This is a genomic window from Sporosarcina aquimarina, from assembly GCF_023715615.1.
GTDB lineage: Bacteria > Bacillota > Bacilli > Bacillales_A > Planococcaceae > Sporosarcina > Sporosarcina aquimarina_A.
Genome location: NZ_JAMBOM010000001.1, coordinates 1,415,010 through 1,434,022, shown reverse-complemented (window position 1 = coordinate 1,434,022; position 19,013 = coordinate 1,415,010). Strand labels below are relative to the sequence as shown.

The following is a 19,013-nucleotide window of genomic DNA, read 5'->3' as shown; positions in this document are numbered from 1 at the left end:
GTTATGAGAATAGTGATACTTTCCGGATCGATTGTAGGCACAAAAACAAAAACGGCCATGCTGAAAACTGAAGAAATTTTCCTACAGAAATATCCGGAACACGATGTACAACTCTTAGATTTAGCTGACTACCAAATAGAGTATAGTGATGGGCGCAATTATATTGATTACGAAGGTGACACCAAATACGTAACTGAAACAATCATGAAAGCGGATGCACTTATTATTGGTACGCCAATATTTCAAGCATCTATTCCTGCTACACTTAAAAATATTTTTGATTTACTTCCTATTCATGCATTCCGTGACAAGGTGGCTAGTATTGTCGTGACTGCAGGTACAGCAAAACATTATTTAATGGCTGAGCAACAATTAAAACCAATATTGTCATATATGAAAGCACAAATTGTTCCAACCTATGTCTTTATTGAAGAACAAGATTTCTTACGTAAAGAAATTAGTAACGATGATATTATTTTCCGGTTAGATCGCCTTGCAGAAGATACGGTAACAACCTTTGAAGCATATGAAGCAATTCGAATTAAAAAAGACGAAGCCTATGGTTTTTAGTTTTTAAAAGGAGCTTACAGAGATGGAATTTCAAGAATTAATTAAGATGCGTCGTTCAGCTAACAACTTTTTACCGAATGTCACCATCACCGAGGAAGACCTAATTCCTATTTTCAGCGATGTTAAGCTTGCTCCATCTGCTTTTAATCTACAACATACAGTATATATAGTCGTTACAGATAACGAACTAAAAGAAAAGGTAAGAGAAGCCGCTTTTGGGCAATACAAAGTACACAGTTCATCTGCTGTTATAATTGCCATCGCGGATCGGTACGCGTACAAGTATACAGAAAGCCTCCATCAAGGTATGGTCGACCTTGGAATGATGAGCGAGTTTGAGTTAAGAAATACAATTGAAGATAATTTTACATTTTATGAGGGACGAGGAGAACAGTTTATGAAAGAAGAGGCCATTCGAAATGCATCTCTTTCCTCTATGTTTTTCATGCTCTCCGCAAAAAATCATGGTTGGGATACTTGCCCTATGATCGGTTACAATGATTTACAACTGCGAGAACTATTAGAAGTTCCTGACACTCATGAAATTGTGTTAATGATCACAATTGGAAAAGAGAAGGAACAGTCTAGAAGATTGCGCGGCTATCGAAAACCAGTCGGTGAATTTGTGAAATTTATGTAAAAACAAACGTTAGCTTTGAAATTGTATTTGCACCATTTTTAAAAACATAATGAAAATGAATAGACCAGGTTGTAGGGAAGGATAATCCAAAAAAGCAAACTCGAATTTTAAAAGAACATACAGTAAAACAGCAAGACTAACCAAGTCGTCAGTCGGGTAATTCTACAATGTTATTAAAAATAATATTACGTGATAAAAGAACTTACGAATATCACAAAAATGCAATGCAAACCGAATGACTAGTTTGTATTGCATTTTTTATATAGAAACTGGTTCGTATAGAAATAGATAGTTTCCCCAATAGCTAAACAACAACACTTCATCATAACTTTTATATTAACTAGTCTCGCCTAAAACAACGTTCAAGAATAGGTTTTACTTCTGGATGTGTTGAAAGCAAGTAATGTTCCTCAAACCCTAAACGGAGAATCAAAATTATACTCTGAGACACACACTGTGTGAAATGTGTCATAAACTGTTCACAGACAAAATGTGCGTATTCGTGGACGCATTCTGATACGATGGATAGGAAAAAGAAAAAAATCAAAGGGGGAAGTTCCTTGGCAACAGATGTGAACGTATTCCTTGCATTCGGCGCGGGCTTTTTAAGTTTTGTCTCCCCGTGTGTTTTGCCGCTTTACCCAGCATTCATTTCCTATATTACGGGAATGTCGATTGAAGACTTGCGCTCAGATAAGAAACGAATGAGCCGAAATGGAATGTTACATACGCTCTTTTTCCTTCTTGGTTTTTCCATTGTATTTATTTTCCTTGGATTCGGATCTTCTTTTATCGGTCGTTTCTTTATCGAGTACATGGATCTTCTTCGGCAAGTAGGTGCCATTTTCATCGTATTGTTCGGGTTAATGGTAGTTGGAATTTTCACACCGAAGTTTTTAATGCAAGAACACAAATTACAATTTAAAAATCGACCGTCCGGTTACTTCGGTTCTGCACTCATCGGGCTTGCGTTTTCAGCAGGCTGGCAACCATGCATGGGGCCAATAATAGGCGCTATTATTGGACTTGCCGCTTCTAACCCTGGGTCGAGTATGCTGTACATGATGACCTATGTCCTTGGATTTGCGATTCCGTTTTTCGTTCTTTCATTCTTCGTGACACGTCTCGGATGGATCCGCAAACACAATCGTACGATTATGCGGATTGGTGGAGCCTTCATGATTGTCTTCGGTATCGTATTATTCTTTGACGGCATGACCTACTTAATCAGCTTACTTAGTCCGATTTTTGGAGATTTCCAAGGATTTTGACCATCAAGGAGGATTGAACAATGAACGAAGTTATGTCTTTTCAAGCATGGCAAGAACTTTTAACACAACATGATGCGATGCTATTATTCGTGAAAACAGATCATTGTTCTGTATGTGATGGGCTGTACCCACAAGTAGAAGTGCTTACTGAACAGTATCCATTTCCGTTCTATTATGTGAATGTCGCAAAAGTGCCAGAAATGGCAGGGCAGCTTTCTCTGTTTACAGCGCCTGCGGTATTGTTATTCAGGCAAGGAAAAGAAATAACTCGGTTTGCACGTTTTGTCCCGATGGAGCAACTTCGCAAACGGTTGGAGGAATTGAAGGAGGCGACGGGCGCATGAGTCAACTGCAGGAACTGATTGATACAGTTTTCACTAAGATTCCGTCTGTCTATTTAATTATCGGCTCAACTGTTGTTTTTTTCTTCATGGGAGTCTTAGGGTTCATCGTTCGTTCTAAAGCAGCTGAACGGCCGATTTCACCGATACGTATTGTGCTACCACCGCTGTTCATGTCTTCGGGGATGCTTATGTTTTTGTTTACACAATTTCAAGTTCCGTGGGGGCAGGTGATTGAAGCAGCTGCGGTCGGACTGCTCTTTTCAACGATCTTAATAGCAACGACTAATTTTGAGAAGAAAAATGGTCAATTGTTCGTCAAGCGTTCAAAAGCATTTATTGTCATTTTGGCGGGATTACTTATCTTCCGTCTGGTCGCTAAACTGATTCTCAGTAGCTCCATCGATGTCGGGGAACTCGCTGGTATGTTCTTCATCCTTGCATTTGCGATGATTGTTCCATGGCGTATCGGTATGCTCATCAAATATAACAACCTAAAAAAAAGAGAGAGACTCATGGTCAAATGACCAGGCCTCTCTCTTTTTGTGTTAAAAAAGATGCTCATACGGTGTCATATCGACATCCATTGTCGTGAGCTTCTTGCGTAAAAATTTGTGGTCGCGTTTCGGCGTCGCCACGATGTACCCTCGAATGATGTGATCGAATTCAATCGTCTTCGCACGCTCATCCAATGCAATTTGCCCAATACGACCAGCAATCTTCTGTTTTGCCACCGGACGGAATAGCTCGGGAACCGGCTGGACAAGCTCATTCAATAGCCCCTTCGCTTCGTTGTTCCATAGGTGAAGCGAACGATCCACGTAGTACTCTTCCCAGTCCAATGTCGATTTGCCATCTTCCTTCGGGAACACTTTAAGGAACTTGCGGAACATGAAAAATCCACCTATCGCAAACAAGCCGATTAAGACAACACACCAAAATACAATAAACCAGATAAACCAGCCCGGCATAATACGTCACCTCTTTAAAACTCTCTATGCTATCAATTGTACCCGTAAACTTAAAAACTTTCACGAACATTGTATCCTTTTCTGTAAGTTTCGTCTATCTAGACTGTGAAAGGAGGGGAACGCACATGGCAGCAGCACTCGAGTTTCAAACAGCAGTCGGCAAGATTTTCTTCAATGCAGGCTCAACACCAGATGGACGCCTGATCCGAAAGTCGAAGACCTACCGTTTCGTAGAACAAAATGCAACACCAGCTAACTTACAGCTGGCACTGGCATCACTAGGGCAACTTTCATCAATGACCGTCATGTCTTATGAAAAAATCGTCACATCCGAAATCACAAACTAACAAAGCGAAAAGGAGGAGTTCAAAAATGGCTCTCACACTTCAACTCGTATTCAAAAAGTCAGATGGAAAGGATTTTGTCTTAACGGTCGATGAACCGCGTCCGGGAATAACACCGACGGAAGTCCAAACCGCAATGGAGCAAATTATTGCTTCTGGTGTCTTTAAAAAAGATGGCGACGTTCTCACGGCTGTGAAAAGCGCTCGAATTATCGATCGCTCCACGAACGATCTAATCAGCAGCAAATAATAAGAAAAAAGTTGGTAAACCGGTCCCTCGTCAGCTGACAGGGATCGGTTTTAAAAGCTTTAGGGTAAGACTTTCTGGTGTTCACAGCACAAGGATCTACATTTAAAGGAGGCGAATGTGATGGAACAATTGTTGGAACAAACGATGGGGTTCATCCAAGAGGTGGGATTTCCAGTTTTTGTTTCCTTCTATCTGCTCCACCGTCTAGAAGTGAAACTCGAAGCAATCCATGGAGCTCTTGTCACTCTAAAAGTGAAATAGGTTTCACATAACCGACAAAGAAACGCCAAACAACCTGGGAATCCGCGCTTGTTTGGCGTTTGTCTGTTCGATATGATAAGGTAAATGCAGAGAGTTTGGGGGAAAAGTGATGAAGAAAAAAGTACTAGTTTTTGGCGTATTCATGATGGCACTTGTATTAAGTGCCTGTTCGGGTGGGTTTAAAGCAGATCATAATTACAGCATCGATCCCTTCGAGTTTACGAACCAAGACAACGAGTCTGTCGCATTGGATGATTTAAAAGGTGAGATTTGGTTAGCGCAGTTTGTCTTCACGACCTGTACGAGTGTCTGTCCACCGATGATGTCCAATATGTCGGAGCTCCAGGAGAAATTAATCGAAAAAGATATAGAAAATTACAAAATTGTTTCTTTCAGCGTAGATCCTGAAGTAGACACACCCGAAAAATTAGGTAAATACTTAGAAGGTTTCAGTGTTCCAGATCCATCAAAATGGGAGATGCTCACTGGCTACACGATGGAAGACATTAACGATCTCGCAGTAAAATCATTTAAAATGCCGGTCATCGACGATCCGAACACCGACCAAGTCGTACACGGTTCTAGATTCGGATTGGTCAATAAGGAAGGTAAGGTCGTCAAATTGTATGCTGGATACCAAGACGTTCCGTACGATACCATCGTGTCGGATATGAAAGCCCTAAGCAAAGAAGACTAATCGGCGGAGAGAGGAGAGGGACGAGTGAAGAAAAAGAAAAAGAAACGTAGCTTATCAGCGAAAGGCAAGATTATCATGATTGCGTTGCTCATTCCCGTTTCAGTCGTCCTGTTCACCTTGACCGCGATTATCTGGACAAGTCTCCGGCATCCTGAAGTCATTAAAAAATCCGCCAGCACGTTGATGGAGTTGTCAGATCGACATGGTGGATTGACCATTCCAGATGAGTATATACCCATTTATAAAGCAGCAGCAGAAGAATATGACATTCCATGGACATTGCTTGCTGCACACCATCGGGTGGAAACACGTTTTTCCACTATGAAAACTATGGTTTCTCCAACTGGAGCGGAAGGGCACATGCAATTCATGCCTTGTACATTTGTTGGCTGGAGCTATCCTGGTTGTAAAGACTTAGGTAAAGGAAATATCCCCGAGGAGGATAAAACCAATCCTGATATTATTGCAAAGTACGGGGGATATGGAGTAGATGGTAATGGCGATGGAATTGCCGACCCTTATAATTTGGAAGACGCGATCTTTAGCGCCGCTAACTACCTAGCATCAAGCGGAGCGGCTGACGGCCAAATCGAAAAAGCGATCTTCCACTACAATCATAGCGATAAATACGTAGAAGACGTACTTTGGTTTTTTGATGAATACGAAGCACAGCAAACTCAACAAGCACAAAAATAAAAGGACTCCGCAAAATGCGAAGTCCTTTTTGTTATACTGCTTTACGCATAGCTTTCATAATCAGGCTGACGATAAAGACAAGAATGACAGCACCTAGAATAGCTGGTACGAGGTAGAAATCGGAAACTTTAGGTCCCCAAGAGCCGAGTAGCATTCCACCAACCCATGCCCCTACGATACCCGCAATAATGTTACCAATAATTCCGCCTGGTATATCTTTCCCTAGAATAAGGCCAGCAAGCCAACCGATAATTCCTCCGATGATTAAGAACCAAATGAAACTCATTTGAAATCCTCTCCTTTTTGTTAATATAGTATGTCTGTTCTAGTAAGTATAATAACCGTAAATGACCTACTTGAAACATATTAGCTACAATTGTTCATACTAAATGAGCGAATTTCGCTAAACTTATCGAATAATGGTGGCACCAAGCGTGTTTTCAAAATGACGCAATGCCCAGTCATGTCCAGCTGTGTCAAAACTTGCAACACCACGTTCATGGATTACCGTGGTAAATCCTTTATTGTAAGCATCTACAGAAGTATGCAAAATGCAAATATCTGTACAGACGCCTACTAAGTGGAGTTCTTGAATACCACGAGCACGTAACCAAATTTCAAGTTCTGTTCCTGCGAATGCACTGTAACGGGTTTTATCCATCCAGTGGATCGAATCTTGGTTATCTTCATATAGTTTTCTTAACGATCCAAACGGTTCTCTCCCTGCAGTTCCTCTTAGGTTATGTGGAGGGAATAGACGTGATTCTGGGTGATATGGATCGTTTTCGTCATGAACGTCCACAGCAAAGACAACTGCTTCATCTTGGTCAATAAACTCCTTCGTCAATTGCTCGATATACTTCTCTAGGGCAATCCCGGGTTCTCCACACGTCAACGCTCCATCTTCTGCTACGAAATCTTCAGTGTAGTCAATCACCAACAATGCTTTCTTCACATCCAGCACGTCCTCTCCTTATTCTAGTTCCATTATGCACAGACTGACAAAAATATGCATCTTTCTGTATTACGAGATATCTATCGTGTTTACTTATGGATTACTATAAATTTAATGTAATTTACTTATAGACTTTGCTGTTATATGATGTAGTAGAGAAAAGATGCTTATTTATAGAGCCTTTTCAGTTCGTAAAGGAGGAATTTAGCAATGACAAAGAGCAATTTTCATAACAGTCGCTCCTCGTTTGATCTGAACGGTAAAAAGTATAACTACTACCGCATTGGAGCGATTGAAGAAGCGGGTATTGCAAAAGTCTCAAGATTGCCTTACTCGATCAAAGTACTTTTAGAATCTGTCCTGCGCCAACACGACGGATATGTCATCCAAGACAATCATGTAAACAACTTGGCAAAATGGGGCAAGGACGCTGATGCGGATGCAGAAGTACCATTCAAACCCTCACGCGTTATCTTGCAAGACTTCACTGGTGTACCAGTCGTTGTCGATTTGGCATCTCTTCGTTCTGCAATGGCAGAAATGGGTGGAGATCCAGATAAGATTAATCCCGAAATTCCTGTAGACCTCGTTATTGACCACTCGGTTCAAGTTGACAGCTACGGAACAACAGATGCTCTACAGAAAAACATGGAACTCGAATTTGAACGGAATGCTGAGCGTTACCAGTTCTTGAGCTGGGCACAAAAAGCATACGACAACTATCGTGCTGTTCCACCAGCAACAGGCATCGTTCACCAAGTGAACCTTGAGTACTTGGCAAGCGTTGTCCATGCAATTGAAAACGAAGATGGATCATTCGAAACGTACCCAGATACGTTAGTCGGAACAGACTCTCACACAACAATGATCAACGGAATCGGCGTACTCGGATGGGGCGTTGGCGGAATTGAAGCTGAAGCAGGAATGCTTGGACAGCCTTCTTACTTCCCAATTCCACAAGTAATCGGTGTGAAGTTGACGGGAGAGCTTCCAAACGGAACCACTGCAACTGACCTAGCACTAAAAGTGACGCAAACATTGCGTGCACATGGTGTAGTCGGTAAGTTCGTTGAGTTCTTCGGACCAGGCGTTCCACAATTGCCACTTGCTGACCGCGCGACAATCGCGAACATGGCTCCAGAGTATGGCGCAACTTGTGGTTTCTTCCCAGTTGACGAAGAGTCACTAAACTATATGAAATTAACGGGTCGCGATACTGAACATATCGATGTCGTGAAAAAGTACTTGCAAGAAAACGACATGTTCTTCACAACGGACAAAGAAGACCCAATCTACACAGAAGTCATCGAAATCGATTTGACTGAAGTAGAAGCGAACCTTGCTGGTCCAAAACGTCCACAAGATATGATTCCACTTTCAGACATGAAGCGTGAATTCAACGACGCGGTTGTAGCACCTGAAGGCAACCAAGGATTCGGACTTACGCCGAAAGAAATGAAGAAGAGTGGTACAATCGAATTCGCAAACGGTACGAAAATGGAGATGAAAACAGGCGATTTAGCGATTGCAGCGATCACTTCATGTACAAATACATCGAACCCATACGTTATGCTCGGTGCTGGACTTGTCGCTAAAAAAGCGGTTGAGCTCGGATTAACACCACCTGCATACGTAAAAACTTCACTGGCACCAGGTTCAAAAGTTGTTACAGGTTACCTACAAGACTCTGGTCTTGATAAGTACCTCGACCAAATCGGATTCAACACAGTTGGATACGGATGTACAACATGTATCGGTAACTCTGGTCCATTGCTTCCAGAAATCGAGAAGACGATTGGCGAAAACGACTTGCTCGTTTCATCCGTTCTCTCTGGTAACCGTAACTTTGAAGGACGAATCCACCCGTACGTGAAAGCGAACTACTTGGCTTCACCGCCATTAGTTGTTGCGTATGCACTCGCTGGAACAGTGGATATCGACTTCAAAAAAGAACCAATCGGTACATCTAAAGATGGTAAAGATGTATTCTTCAAAGACATCTGGCCTTCAACAGAAGAAGTAAAGGCAATGATCGAGAAAACGGTCACTCCTGAACTCTTCCGTAAAGAATATGCACGTGTATTCTCTGAAAACGAAGCGTGGAATGCAATCGAAACAACTGACGATGCATTGTATGATTTCGATGAGAACTCAACATATATTCAAAATCCACCATTCTTCGAGGGTCTTTCAAAAGAGCCTGAAGATATCGGTGCATTGAATAACTTGCGCGTTGTTGGTAAATTTGGCGACTCGATTACAACAGACCACATTTCACCAGCAGGTGCAATCGGTAAAGATACACCAGCAGGCATCTACTTGCGTGAAAACGGCGTAGAGCCACGTTACTTCAACTCATATGGTTCACGTCGTGGTAACCATGAAGTAATGATGCGTGGTACGTTTGCAAACATCCGCATCCGTAACCAAATTGCAAAAGGGACAGAAGGTGGCTACACAACTTACTGGCCAAACAAAGAAATCATGCCAATCTATGACGCTTGCATGAAGTACCAACAAGATGGTACAGGACTTGCTGTCATCGCTGGTAAAGATTACGGAATGGGCTCTTCACGTGACTGGGCTGCGAAAGGGACATCTCTTCTTGGCATTAAAACAGTCATTGCTGAAAGCTACGAGCGCATTCACCGTTCAAACCTTGTAATGATGGGTGTTCTTCCACTTCAGTTCGTGAACGGACAAAGTGCAGCATCTCTTGGTTTAACAGGAGAAGAAGCACTCAGCGTCAACATCGCAGAAGGCGTTAAGCCTCGCGACATCTTGAAAGTGACTGCTACTGCTGTAGATGGCACTGTAACGGAATTCGATGCGCTCGCGCGTTTCGATTCAGAAGTCGAAATTGACTACTACCGTCACGGCGGCATTCTTCAAATGGTACTTCGCGACAAGATGAAAGGTTAACATAATCGACACCTTCCCCTTACTGATTCAGTTCAGTAAGGGGTTTTTATAATCTCGGTGACTGATTTATTTTGTGTTTTTTTGTATACTTGGCTATGTAGAAGAGGTGACGTTAAATGTTTGTCAGTCAAAAGGAAATTGAAATTCGATATGCAGAGACCGACCAGATGGGTGTCGTCTATCATGCAAATTATTTAGTTTGGATGGAAATCGGACGAACTCAGCTCATCGAGGATCTCGGATTCACGTATGCGGGACTCGAAGCAGACGGATATTTATCACCCGTCACAGATTTATCCATCAAATACAAGGCCGCGATGCGCTATGGCGAGACAGCCACTGTTCGTACATGGATCGAATCCCACGGGAAGTTGCGCACAACATACGGCTACGAAATCTTGCATGCGGATGGGACGGTGGCGGCGACCGCGACCTCGGAACACGTAGTTGTCCGAAAAGACACCTTTCGACCTGTTTCGCTACGAAAAATAGATCCTGTATGGGACGCAAAGTATGTCGAAATCGCAAAAAGAGTCGATTGATTGGAGAAAAAGGCTTCCTGAAGTGCTCAGGAAGCCTTTTTGTATGCAAATGTGGCGGTGGGGAGGGGGAAAGTGCTCATAAATCCCAAAATATGATCATAACTCAGGGATTCTGCTCATAAATTCTGAAATGTGATCATAACTCAGGGATTCCGCTCATAAATCTCAAAATGTGATCATATCTCAGGGATTCTGCTCATAAATCTCAAAATGTGATCATAACTTAGGGATTCCGCTCATAAATCTCAAAATATGATCATAACTCAGGGATTCCGCTCATAAATCTCAAAATATGATCATAACTCAGTAATTCCGCTTATAAATCTCAAATTGTGATCATAACTTAGGAATTCTGCTCATAAATCCCGAAATGTGATCATAACTTAGGGATTCCGCTCATAAATCTCAAATTGTGATCATAACTCAGTAATTCCGCTCATAAATCTCAAATTGTGATCATAACCCCGCAACTCTGATCATAAACCCATCATCACACTCCCAAAACAAATCACTCACCAATTACACCCACAAAAAAACACCTCGCTGTCAAAATCGAGGTGTTTGAATAGTAATAAATGCCGCTAATAATCCATCAAGAACATATGTACGAGCTATTAAAATATGTTATACTTAATGATGTACTAGAATAGCACGAGCTCATAGGCGGTTCGCAGACCTGCAATCCCAATTTCCTGAAAGTTCATATCAGGAACGGGAGGAGGTGATGCGTATGACACCATTTGAAGCACTGAGTCTCATGATCGGCTTTGGAAGTTTGATCGTGGCCATTCTTGCTTTGTCATATACTTTTTCAAGAAAAAAGTAAACCGCCCATGAGCCTCCAAGCAATGGAGCGGTTTACTTCGCACTATGCGATTCGCCTTTGAAGCGAACGCTATTCTATTACAAGGCCAAGAAGATCATCACATCTTCTTGGTCTTTTTACAATATCCATTTTTCAAGACTATTATACCAAAAGAAGAATTGTCTGTCTAGTTCGGCGGAACAACTTGGCACCCATTCACTTACTCCGACTTCACATAGTCGTACTGCAATTCTCCAAGATCTTGATTCACACCGACCTGTAAGTCATGCCCATCAAAGTACCACAAATCACGAGTTTCGATGTAGTAGCGGACATTATCCAAAATGGTTTCTACAGCCACTTCATCCGGCTCTTCACGGATAACGCCTAATGAAAATCCTTCATGCAGAGGGCTACTACCACCGTACCTTGCGAAAAATCGTATGGAATCCCCAGCTTCAACGTCCATTTCTTCATCAAACCACTGAGTTGCTTCGTTTGAAATGCGTATATTCATATTTGAAAACCCGCCTTTCTAGGATACCTTAAATTATATTACAACCAATTCACTTTTGGCTCGGTTCCTGCTTTGATCCGTGCGATATTAGCCCTGTGGCGGTAGAAGATGAACACGCCCATCAAGACGATCACAAGCTCCAAATAGATATCCCCTGTAATGAAATAATAAATAATCCCATAAATTGCACCCATCACTGCGACAATCATAGACGTGAGCGAGACCATCTTGGTAAGTTTCAACGCGACCAGGAAAGTGAGTATGACCAGCAGAAATATCGGCCAACTGTATCCGAGTAATACACCGCCTGAAGTTGCAACGGCTTTACCGCCTTTAAACTTCGCAAAAACAGGGTACATATGACCAATCACAGCTACGACACCCACGATTAACGAGTGAACGTGTGTATCGGCAAAATAGGGTAGAGATACTAGCAGAACAGCAGCTGTTCCCTTTAAAATATCAAACACAGTAACAGCGATTCCGGCTTTTTTGCCAAGAACACGAAATGTATTAGTCGCTCCCATATTTCCGCTGCCGTGTTCTCGGATATCTGTTTTATAAAACAGTTTACCAATCCAAAGCGCAGATGGGATAGAGCCGATTAAATATGCGAGTACCAGTAATAAAATGATTTCCATGACATGCCCCTTCGTGAAAAATTATGTATCTCTTTCATTTTAGCAGAACCGGTACTGAACGACAATTGCGGATAAGTCCGATGAGGTCAGTCATTGCAATAAAAGGATTTCTTCTATACAATTATTTAAGCAAAGCGCTGACGTGTCTTATTGACATGATAAAAATAGCGACGTATCATTAGATAAATAAGAACATTTGTTTGATGGAGGTTTCATCTTGACGAAACAAAAAGAATTGAACGTGTATAATGATGATTCAATCCAAGTGCTTGAAGGCTTGGAAGCTGTACGCAAACGACCGGGTATGTATATCGGTTCGACGGATGCAAGAGGATTGCATCACCTCGTATTTGAAATCGTAGATAACGCGGTGGATGAAGCACTAAGTGGATTCGGATCTGAAATTAATGTCACCATCCACTCTGATAACAGCATCAGCGTACGAGATTACGGTCGAGGCATGCCAACAGGAACCCACAAAACAGGGAAACCCACAACAGAAATCATATTAACCGTCTTACATGCTGGCGGTAAGTTTGGCCAAGGCGGATATAAAACAAGTGGCGGACTTCACGGTGTTGGTGCTTCTGTCGTGAATGCACTTTCTGAATGGCTGGACGTCATCATCCACCGAGATGGTCAGATTTTCAAACAACGCTTCGAACACGGTGGAAAACCCGTGACAGGACTTGAAATCATCGGGAAAACGAAGGAAACAGGTACAACCATTCACTTCAAACCCGATTCGACGATTTTTTCTACGACTAAATATCAATATGATATTCTTGCAGAACGGTTGCGAGAGTCGGCATTCCTGTTAAAAGGACTGAAAATTGTCCTGACAGAAGAGAGTACAGAAAAAACCGAGACGTTTCATTATGAAACAGGCATCAAAGCCTTCGTTTCATACTTGAATGAAGAAAAAGACACACTTCACGAAGTTGCTTATCTTGAAGGCGAGACCGATGGACTTGAAGTGGAATTTGCGTTCCAATTTAACGATGGCTATTCAGAGACCATCCTTTCGTTTGTCAATAACGTCCGCACAAAAGATGGCGGCACGCACGAAACTGGAGCAAAAACCGCCATGACCCGTGTATTCAATGAGTATGCGAGGAAAAAGGGTTTATTGAAGGAAAAAGACAAAAATTTGGATGGCTCTGATATCCGGGAAGGTATCGCAGCCATTGTTTCTGTGCGGATTCCTGAAGAAATCTTGCAGTTTGAAGGCCAAACAAAGGGCAAGTTGGGGACAAGTGAAGCACGAACTGTCACTGATGCTGTCATTTCACAGCATTTGCTGTATTTCTTAGAAGAAAATGCAGAATTGAGCGCAAACCTGATCCGTAAAGCAGTACGTGCCCATCAGGCACGTGAGGCTGCTCGTAAAGCGCGGGAAGACGCGCGTTCAGGTAAGAAGCGGAAGAAAGGCGACACACTCCTTTCCGGCAAACTGACGCCAGCTCAATCAAGAAATGCGAAAAAGAACGAATTGTACCTTGTCGAGGGTGACTCTGCTGGCGGTTCTGCTAAGCAAGGACGGGACCGGACTTTCCAAGCAATCTTGCCGTTACGTGGTAAGGTCATCAACACGGAAAAAGCGAAACTCGAAGATATTATGAAAAATGAAGAGATTAATACGATTATCCATGCAATCGGTGCGGGTGTCGGTGCCGACTTCACGATTGAAGACGCTGCTTACGACAAAGTCATCATCATGACCGATGCAGATACAGATGGTGCACACATTCAAGTGCTCTTATTAACATTCTTTTATCGCTATATGAAACCCCTTATTGAAGCAGGTAAGGTATTCATTGCATTACCACCGCTTTATAAAGTATCGAAAGGGATCGGTAAAAAAGAGAAAGTCGAATATGCGTGGACAGAACGCGAACTAGGCGCTGCAACCAACAAAATCGGCAAGGGCTATATGCTTCAGCGTTATAAAGGACTAGGAGAGATGAACGCAGGACAGCTATGGGATACGACTATGAATCCTGATACACGTACACTCATCCGAGTGACGATTGAAGATGGTGCCCAATCTGAGCGAAGAGTCACGACGCTAATGGGCGACAAAGTCGAACCACGCCGTCGTTGGATTGAGAGCAATGTAGACTTCAGCTTGGAAGAAGGAAGTACTATATTGGAAAACGAATTCCTGCATGTTGAGGAGGAAGTGGAATGACAGCAACAGAACGCTTTCAGGACCTCCCATTAGAGGAAGTCATCGGTGACCGTTTTGGTCGATACAGTAAATATATTATTCAAGATCGCGCATTACCGGATGCAAGGGACGGGTTAAAGCCTGTCCAACGACGTATTTTGTATGCGATGTATAACGAAGGCAATACAAGCGAAAAGGCGTTCCGTAAATCTGCAAAAACAGTTGGTAACGTAATCGGTAACTACCATCCACATGGCGATACCTCCGTGTATGAAGCAATGGTAAGGATGAGTCAGGACTGGAAACTACGACATTTGATGGTCGAAATGCACGGAAATAACGGTTCAGTCGACGGCGATTCTGCAGCTGCAATGCGTTATACAGAAGCGCGACTGTCTTCAATCGCGGGGGAAATGCTAAGGGATCTCAACAAAGAGACGGTAGATTTCATCCCTAACTTTGACGATACAGAACCGGAACCAACCGTTCTCCCAGCGCGTTACCCGAACTTGCTCGTCAACGGATCGACAGGGATTTCTGCGGGATATGCAACGGACATCCCACCACATGCGCTTCATGAAGCGATTGATGCGGTACTCATGCGGATGGAGCATCCAGAAGCTACAGTGGATGAACTGATGACAGTCCTAAAGGGGCCTGATTTCCCTACTGGCGGGATCATCCAGGGTACAGATGGTATTAAAGCGGCATACGAAACGGGAAGAGGACGTGTCATTGTCCGCTCTAAATCAGAAATTGAGCAGTTAAAAGCTGGGAAATCTCAAATCGTAATAAGTGAAATACCATATGACGTCAACAAAGCAAATCTTGTGAAAAAGATGGACGAGCTACGTGTTGATCGGAAATTAGACGGTATTGCAGAAGTGCGTGACGAATCAGATCGTACAGGATTGCGAATCGTAGTCGAGTTGAAAAAAGATATCGATGGCGAGCCAATTTTACGTTATTTATTGAAAAATACGGACTTACAGGTTGCGTATAACTTTAATATGGTCGCTATTTCAGATAGACGTCCTAAACTGATGTCACTTCCGATGTTATTGGATGCGTATATTGAGCATCAGAAAGAAGTGGTCACTCGACGGTCTCAGTTCGATGTGAGAAAAGCTCAAGATCGTCTACATATCGTAGAAGGTCTGATGAAAGCTCTATCCATTTTGGATGAAGTCATTCGGACAATCCGTAGCTCCAATGATAAACGCGATGCGAAAAACAACTTGATCAACCAATTCGAATTCTCGGAGATCCAAGCAGAAGCGATTGTTTCATTGCAATTATATCGTCTGACGAATACGGATATCACTGAGTTAAGAGAAGAACAAGATGCATTGCGTAAACTTATCGAAGAGCTCAACGCGATTCTAACGAGCCCCGCTAAGTTGTCACGCGTCATTCAAAAAGAATTACATGCTGTCCGTAAGCAATTTGCGGAACCACGTAATTCTATAATTGAAGAGAAAATTGAGGAATTGAAAGTCGATCTTGATATTCTGATTCCAAGTGAGGAAGTTGTCGTATCGGTCACAAAAGAAGGCTATGTGAAGCGTACAGGATTGCGCTCTTATGGCGCATCTAATGGAACTGGGATGGCGATGAAGGAATCCGATTATCCTGTTCTCGAGCGTACGATGAATACGCAGCATCACTTGTTGCTGTTTACGTCTCTCGGAAATTACATTTATCAGCCGGTTCATGAACTTCCTGATATTAAATGGCGTGATCTTGGACAGCACATTTCGAGTATTGTGTCGCTAGAGCCGAGCGAGTCGATTGTGGCGGCGATCGGATTAGAACAATTCGATGACATTCACTCCATCTTGACGGTTACAGCAAATGGATTTGTAAAACTATCCAAACTAGCTGATTTCCACGTACAACGCTACGGACGAGCATACAAAGGCATGAACGTTAAAAAAGGCGACAGATTACTAGATGCTCGACTAGTAAAGGGTAGTGAAGATGCAGTTCTAGTAACGCATCAGGCGTACATTTTACGATTCCCACTCAGTGATGTCGCTACGACTGGTGTCCGAACCGCCGGTGTGAAGGGAATTAACTTAAAAACAGAAGACTATATCGTTTCCATGCAAGTCATTACAGACAGTTCAGCATCCATTGTCGTAGCAACACAGCGTGGTACCGTGAAACGCACTGCATTAAAAGAAATTGAAGTCGGCTCACGCGCTCAACGCGGGTTAATGATTTTAAAAGAACTGAAAAAGAATCCATATCGTGTGATCGGTGCTAAGATTACTGGTTCCACTGAAAAACTCATTCTGACAACCGTAAATGATGTTAAAACTGAGATCGATCCAAGCAGTTTGAGATTATCGGATCGCCAGTCAAACGGAAGCGCAGTATCGGATGAAGCGAAAAACGGTCTAGCGAGTCGGTTATACTACGAACCAACCGCAAAAAACGATAAACCTACAACCAAATAACGTTTCTTAATGAAAAGCACACGGGATCCTTAAAATTCTCGTGTGCTTTTTGTATATCTATCGTATAATAATTCGGAAAGCGAATTATTGAGAGAGAAAGTGGGAGGGTATATGTGGAAAAATCGTAATGTTTGGATTATTCTTTCTGGTGAATTGATAGCAGGTATTGGTCTTTGGACCGGAATCATCGGAAATTTGGAGTTTATGCAAGAAAAAATCCCTTCAGACTTCGTGAAAGCATTGATTCTATCAGTCGGGCTATTGGCAGGGATATTGGCAGGACCCTTAGCAGGTAAAATCATTGATCAGCAAGCTAAGAAGCGCATTTTATTGCTAGCAGGTGTAGGACGCCTCATTAGTGTCGTCTTCATGTTAATTGCAATTGCAACGGGTTCTGTATGGTGGATGATTGCATTCGTAGTTAGCATTCAACTCGCAGCAACGTTTTACTTCCCAGCGTTACAAGCGGCAATTCCGCTCGTTGTGAAGGATAATGACCTACTGACGATGAACGGCATGCACATGAACGTAGCGACCATTGCACGTGTCTCAGGGACTGCATTAGCAGGGGTCATCTTAGTTTACTGGTCGCTATCGTCACTATATTGGATTTCAATCATTGCATACGGCTTATTACTCATCTTCACATTCATGCTACGTATTGATGAAGGGGAGGGGAAGGAGGCTATTGTTAAAACCGAAGGCGCAAAAGGTGGATTCATGGAAGTCTTTCCCGTGCTAAAAGCGTATCCTGCAGTCGGTATGACGCTAGTGATGACATTAATTCCGTTATTATTTTTAGGTTCATTTAATTTAATTGTCATCAACATTAGTGAAATTCAAGATTCAGCGTCGATCAAAGGGTTAATTTACACATGTGAAGGCGTTGCTTTCATGATCGGTTCATTTGCGGTTAAGAAGATTGCTTTAAAATGGAGAACTACAATAATTTTATTTTTCTTTGCAAGTATGGTGGCCGTAGCAGAATTCTTATTATTCTTCGCACAAAGTCAGTTAGCAACGTTAGCAGCATTTACAGTCCTTGGATTCAGTTTAGGTTGTTTTTTCCCAACAGCTATGGTAATTTTCCAAAAGCAGATGCCGAAAGCGTATCACGGACGATTTTTCTCATTCCGAAATATGTTAGAGCGAGTTGTATTCCAAGTCGTTTTACTAGCGACCGGGGCGTTCCTGGATATTGTAGGATTGCAAGTGATGGTTATCGTATTTGGAGTGATTAGTATCAGTTTGACTGTGCTATTTTTCTTGCAAATGAAACAGCGTAAGATTCAACTGGAAGAGCCAGTAGCTGCGGATGCAATTATTCCTGTGAAGAGCGTTTAAGTGCACGTAAACTAAATAGAACTACAATAAAACGCGACTTTAGAAAAAAAGTCGCGTTTTATAAATTCCTTAGAAATCACACATTTTCGCTGTTTTATCTCACTATCCTAAGTATACTTATAAGTGATACGCAACTTCCTATAATATATATTATGACGGGGGCGTTAAAGGAAAGCAACTATTATTCAATCCGATATCTATGTTGCCCCGCTTTTGCCCGATCCACATCTATAAACTGCACCCCATACTCAATCACGTCATTTATATACAACTGATGATCTTTGGCTAACGCTCGCACGCTTTCCAACAACTGCTTATCGTATGTCGTTTTATACTGGATCCGGTCTTTAGGTCGCGTTTCTTTATTGAATGTTATTGAACCTTGCTGCAATACGACTTTTAATCCATCTTCAAGCAAATAATTCACAAACGTTCCATGCTGATCTGCTAGCTGTTTAAGCTGCTCCAAAATCTCCTGGCTAATCGATGTTCTGAATTTTACACGTGTCTCATCTGATGTTTGTCTCAGCATTCCATTTTCATTGACCCACATTCGTCCAACAACTCCTTAAACATTCGTAAAACCGGCAGATTGGTTGGTATCTACCGGCTGT

General features: G+C 42.4%; 22 protein-coding genes. 16 read left to right on the top strand and 6 right to left on the bottom strand.

The window, feature by feature from the left end:
• Positions 1–3: 3 nt before the first annotated feature.
• From M3197_RS06960 to M3197_RS06940, 5 genes are all read left to right on the top strand, one after another.
• Complete coding sequence (locus tag M3197_RS06960) at positions 4–570, top strand: NADPH-dependent FMN reductase (RefSeq protein WP_251659958.1); 567 nt, start codon at positions 4–6, stop codon at positions 568–570.
• A gap of 22 nt (positions 571–592) precedes the next feature.
• Entirely contained in the window at positions 593–1,210 is a 618-nt protein-coding gene (locus M3197_RS06955; RefSeq protein WP_251659955.1) for a nitroreductase family protein, read from the top strand.
• Positions 1,211–1,770: 560 nt separating this feature from the next.
• Entirely contained in the window at positions 1,771–2,481 is a 711-nt protein-coding gene (locus tag M3197_RS06950; RefSeq protein ID WP_251659953.1) for a cytochrome c biogenesis CcdA family protein, read from the top strand.
• A 20-nt stretch (positions 2,482–2,501) separates the two neighbouring features.
• Positions 2,502–2,825 (top strand): thioredoxin family protein, encoded by a 324-nt coding sequence (locus M3197_RS06945; protein WP_251659952.1) that lies wholly within the window; start codon positions 2,502–2,504, stop codon positions 2,823–2,825.
• Entirely contained in the window at positions 2,822–3,349 is a 528-nt protein-coding gene (locus M3197_RS06940; RefSeq protein WP_251659950.1) for a CcdC family protein, read from the top strand. The genes M3197_RS06945 and M3197_RS06940 overlap by 4 nt, the downstream gene beginning before the upstream one ends.
• Before the next feature lie 21 nt (positions 3,350–3,370).
• Here the strand turns inward: M3197_RS06940 and M3197_RS06935 are convergent, their stop codons facing one another.
• Positions 3,371–3,793, bottom strand: a complete 423-nt coding sequence (locus M3197_RS06935; protein WP_285851135.1) for a DUF2621 domain-containing protein — start codon at positions 3,791–3,793, stop codon at positions 3,371–3,373.
• 125 nt (positions 3,794–3,918) lie between these two features.
• Here M3197_RS06935 and M3197_RS06930 point away from each other — a divergent pair, with 125 nt between their 5' ends.
• The 5 genes from M3197_RS06930 to M3197_RS06910 all read left to right on the top strand — a co-directional run bounded on the left by M3197_RS06930 (position 3,919) and on the right by M3197_RS06910 (position 6,041).
• Entirely contained in the window at positions 3,919–4,140 is a 222-nt protein-coding gene (locus tag M3197_RS06930; protein WP_251659948.1) for a DUF1659 domain-containing protein, read from the top strand.
• A gap of 25 nt (positions 4,141–4,165) precedes the next feature.
• Complete coding sequence (locus tag M3197_RS06925) at positions 4,166–4,387, top strand: DUF2922 domain-containing protein (RefSeq protein ID WP_039043492.1); 222 nt, start codon at positions 4,166–4,168, stop codon at positions 4,385–4,387.
• 120 nt (positions 4,388–4,507) lie between these two features.
• A complete protein-coding gene (locus tag M3197_RS06920) occupies positions 4,508–4,648 on the top strand; it encodes a YvrJ family protein (RefSeq protein ID WP_369795222.1) in 141 nt (46 codons plus the stop codon).
• Positions 4,649–4,757: 109 nt separating this feature from the next.
• On the top strand, positions 4,758–5,345 hold the full coding sequence (locus M3197_RS06915) for an SCO family protein (RefSeq protein ID WP_251659946.1): 588 nt from the start codon (positions 4,758–4,760) through the stop codon (positions 5,343–5,345).
• Between the two features lie 24 nt (positions 5,346–5,369).
• Positions 5,370–6,041, top strand: a complete 672-nt coding sequence (locus M3197_RS06910) for a lytic transglycosylase domain-containing protein (RefSeq protein ID WP_251659944.1) — start codon at positions 5,370–5,372, stop codon at positions 6,039–6,041.
• A gap of 31 nt (positions 6,042–6,072) precedes the next feature.
• Here the strand turns inward: M3197_RS06910 and M3197_RS06905 are convergent, their stop codons facing one another.
• Both M3197_RS06905 and M3197_RS06900 read right to left on the bottom strand, forming a co-directional pair.
• Positions 6,073–6,327, bottom strand: coding sequence for a GlsB/YeaQ/YmgE family stress response membrane protein (locus M3197_RS06905; RefSeq protein WP_251659941.1), 255 nt, complete (start codon positions 6,325–6,327; stop codon positions 6,073–6,075).
• Between the two features lie 123 nt (positions 6,328–6,450).
• On the bottom strand, positions 6,451–6,996 hold the full coding sequence (locus tag M3197_RS06900) for a cysteine hydrolase family protein (protein ID WP_251659939.1): 546 nt from the start codon (positions 6,994–6,996) through the stop codon (positions 6,451–6,453).
• A 210-nt stretch (positions 6,997–7,206) separates the two neighbouring features.
• Between M3197_RS06900 and acnA the strand changes: the two genes are divergently transcribed.
• The 3 genes from acnA (at position 7,207) to M3197_RS06885 (ending at position 11,286) form a co-directional block, all read left to right on the top strand.
• Positions 7,207–9,918 (top strand): aconitate hydratase AcnA, encoded by a 2,712-nt coding sequence (acnA, locus tag M3197_RS06895; protein ID WP_251659937.1) that lies wholly within the window; start codon positions 7,207–7,209, stop codon positions 9,916–9,918.
• A 116-nt stretch (positions 9,919–10,034) separates the two neighbouring features.
• A complete protein-coding gene (locus tag M3197_RS06890) occupies positions 10,035–10,460 on the top strand; it encodes an acyl-CoA thioesterase (protein ID WP_251659935.1) in 426 nt (141 codons plus the stop codon).
• Positions 10,461–11,190: 730 nt separating this feature from the next.
• Positions 11,191–11,286, top strand: a complete 96-nt coding sequence (locus tag M3197_RS06885) for a putative holin-like toxin (protein ID WP_231567266.1) — start codon at positions 11,191–11,193, stop codon at positions 11,284–11,286.
• 199 nt (positions 11,287–11,485) lie between these two features.
• On the opposite strand, the gene M3197_RS06880 is transcribed toward M3197_RS06885, so the two are convergent.
• Together M3197_RS06880 and plsY are read right to left on the bottom strand one after the other, a co-directional pair.
• Positions 11,486–11,782 (bottom strand): HesB/YadR/YfhF family protein, encoded by a 297-nt coding sequence (locus M3197_RS06880; protein ID WP_251659934.1) that lies wholly within the window; start codon positions 11,780–11,782, stop codon positions 11,486–11,488.
• 38 nt (positions 11,783–11,820) lie between these two features.
• Positions 11,821–12,423, bottom strand: a complete 603-nt coding sequence (gene plsY, locus M3197_RS06875) for a glycerol-3-phosphate 1-O-acyltransferase PlsY (RefSeq protein WP_251659932.1) — start codon at positions 12,421–12,423, stop codon at positions 11,821–11,823.
• Positions 12,424–12,640: 217 nt separating this feature from the next.
• Here plsY and parE point away from each other — a divergent pair, with 217 nt between their 5' ends.
• The 3 genes from parE to M3197_RS06860 all read left to right on the top strand — a co-directional run bounded on the left by parE (position 12,641) and on the right by M3197_RS06860 (position 18,399).
• Positions 12,641–14,614: a DNA topoisomerase IV subunit B gene (parE, locus tag M3197_RS06870; RefSeq protein WP_251659930.1), complete on the top strand. Its 1,974-nt coding sequence runs from the start codon at positions 12,641–12,643 to the stop codon at positions 14,612–14,614.
• The gene (gene parC, locus M3197_RS06865; protein ID WP_251659928.1) at positions 14,611–17,055 is read left to right on the top strand and encodes a DNA topoisomerase IV subunit A; all 2,445 of its coding nucleotides are present in this window, start codon (positions 14,611–14,613) and stop codon (positions 17,053–17,055) included. Before parE ends, parC begins: the two co-directional genes overlap by 4 nt.
• A gap of 111 nt (positions 17,056–17,166) precedes the next feature.
• Positions 17,167–18,399, top strand: a complete 1,233-nt coding sequence (locus M3197_RS06860; protein ID WP_251659926.1) for an MFS transporter — start codon at positions 17,167–17,169, stop codon at positions 18,397–18,399.
• A gap of 181 nt (positions 18,400–18,580) precedes the next feature.
• Here M3197_RS06860 and M3197_RS06855 read toward each other — a convergent pair whose 3' ends face one another.
• Positions 18,581–18,952 carry an rRNA methyltransferase gene (locus M3197_RS06855; RefSeq protein ID WP_251659924.1) on the bottom strand — a complete coding sequence of 124 codons (372 nt, stop codon included), beginning with the start codon at positions 18,950–18,952 and terminating at the stop codon, positions 18,581–18,583.
• Positions 18,953–19,013: the final 61 nt, after the last annotated feature.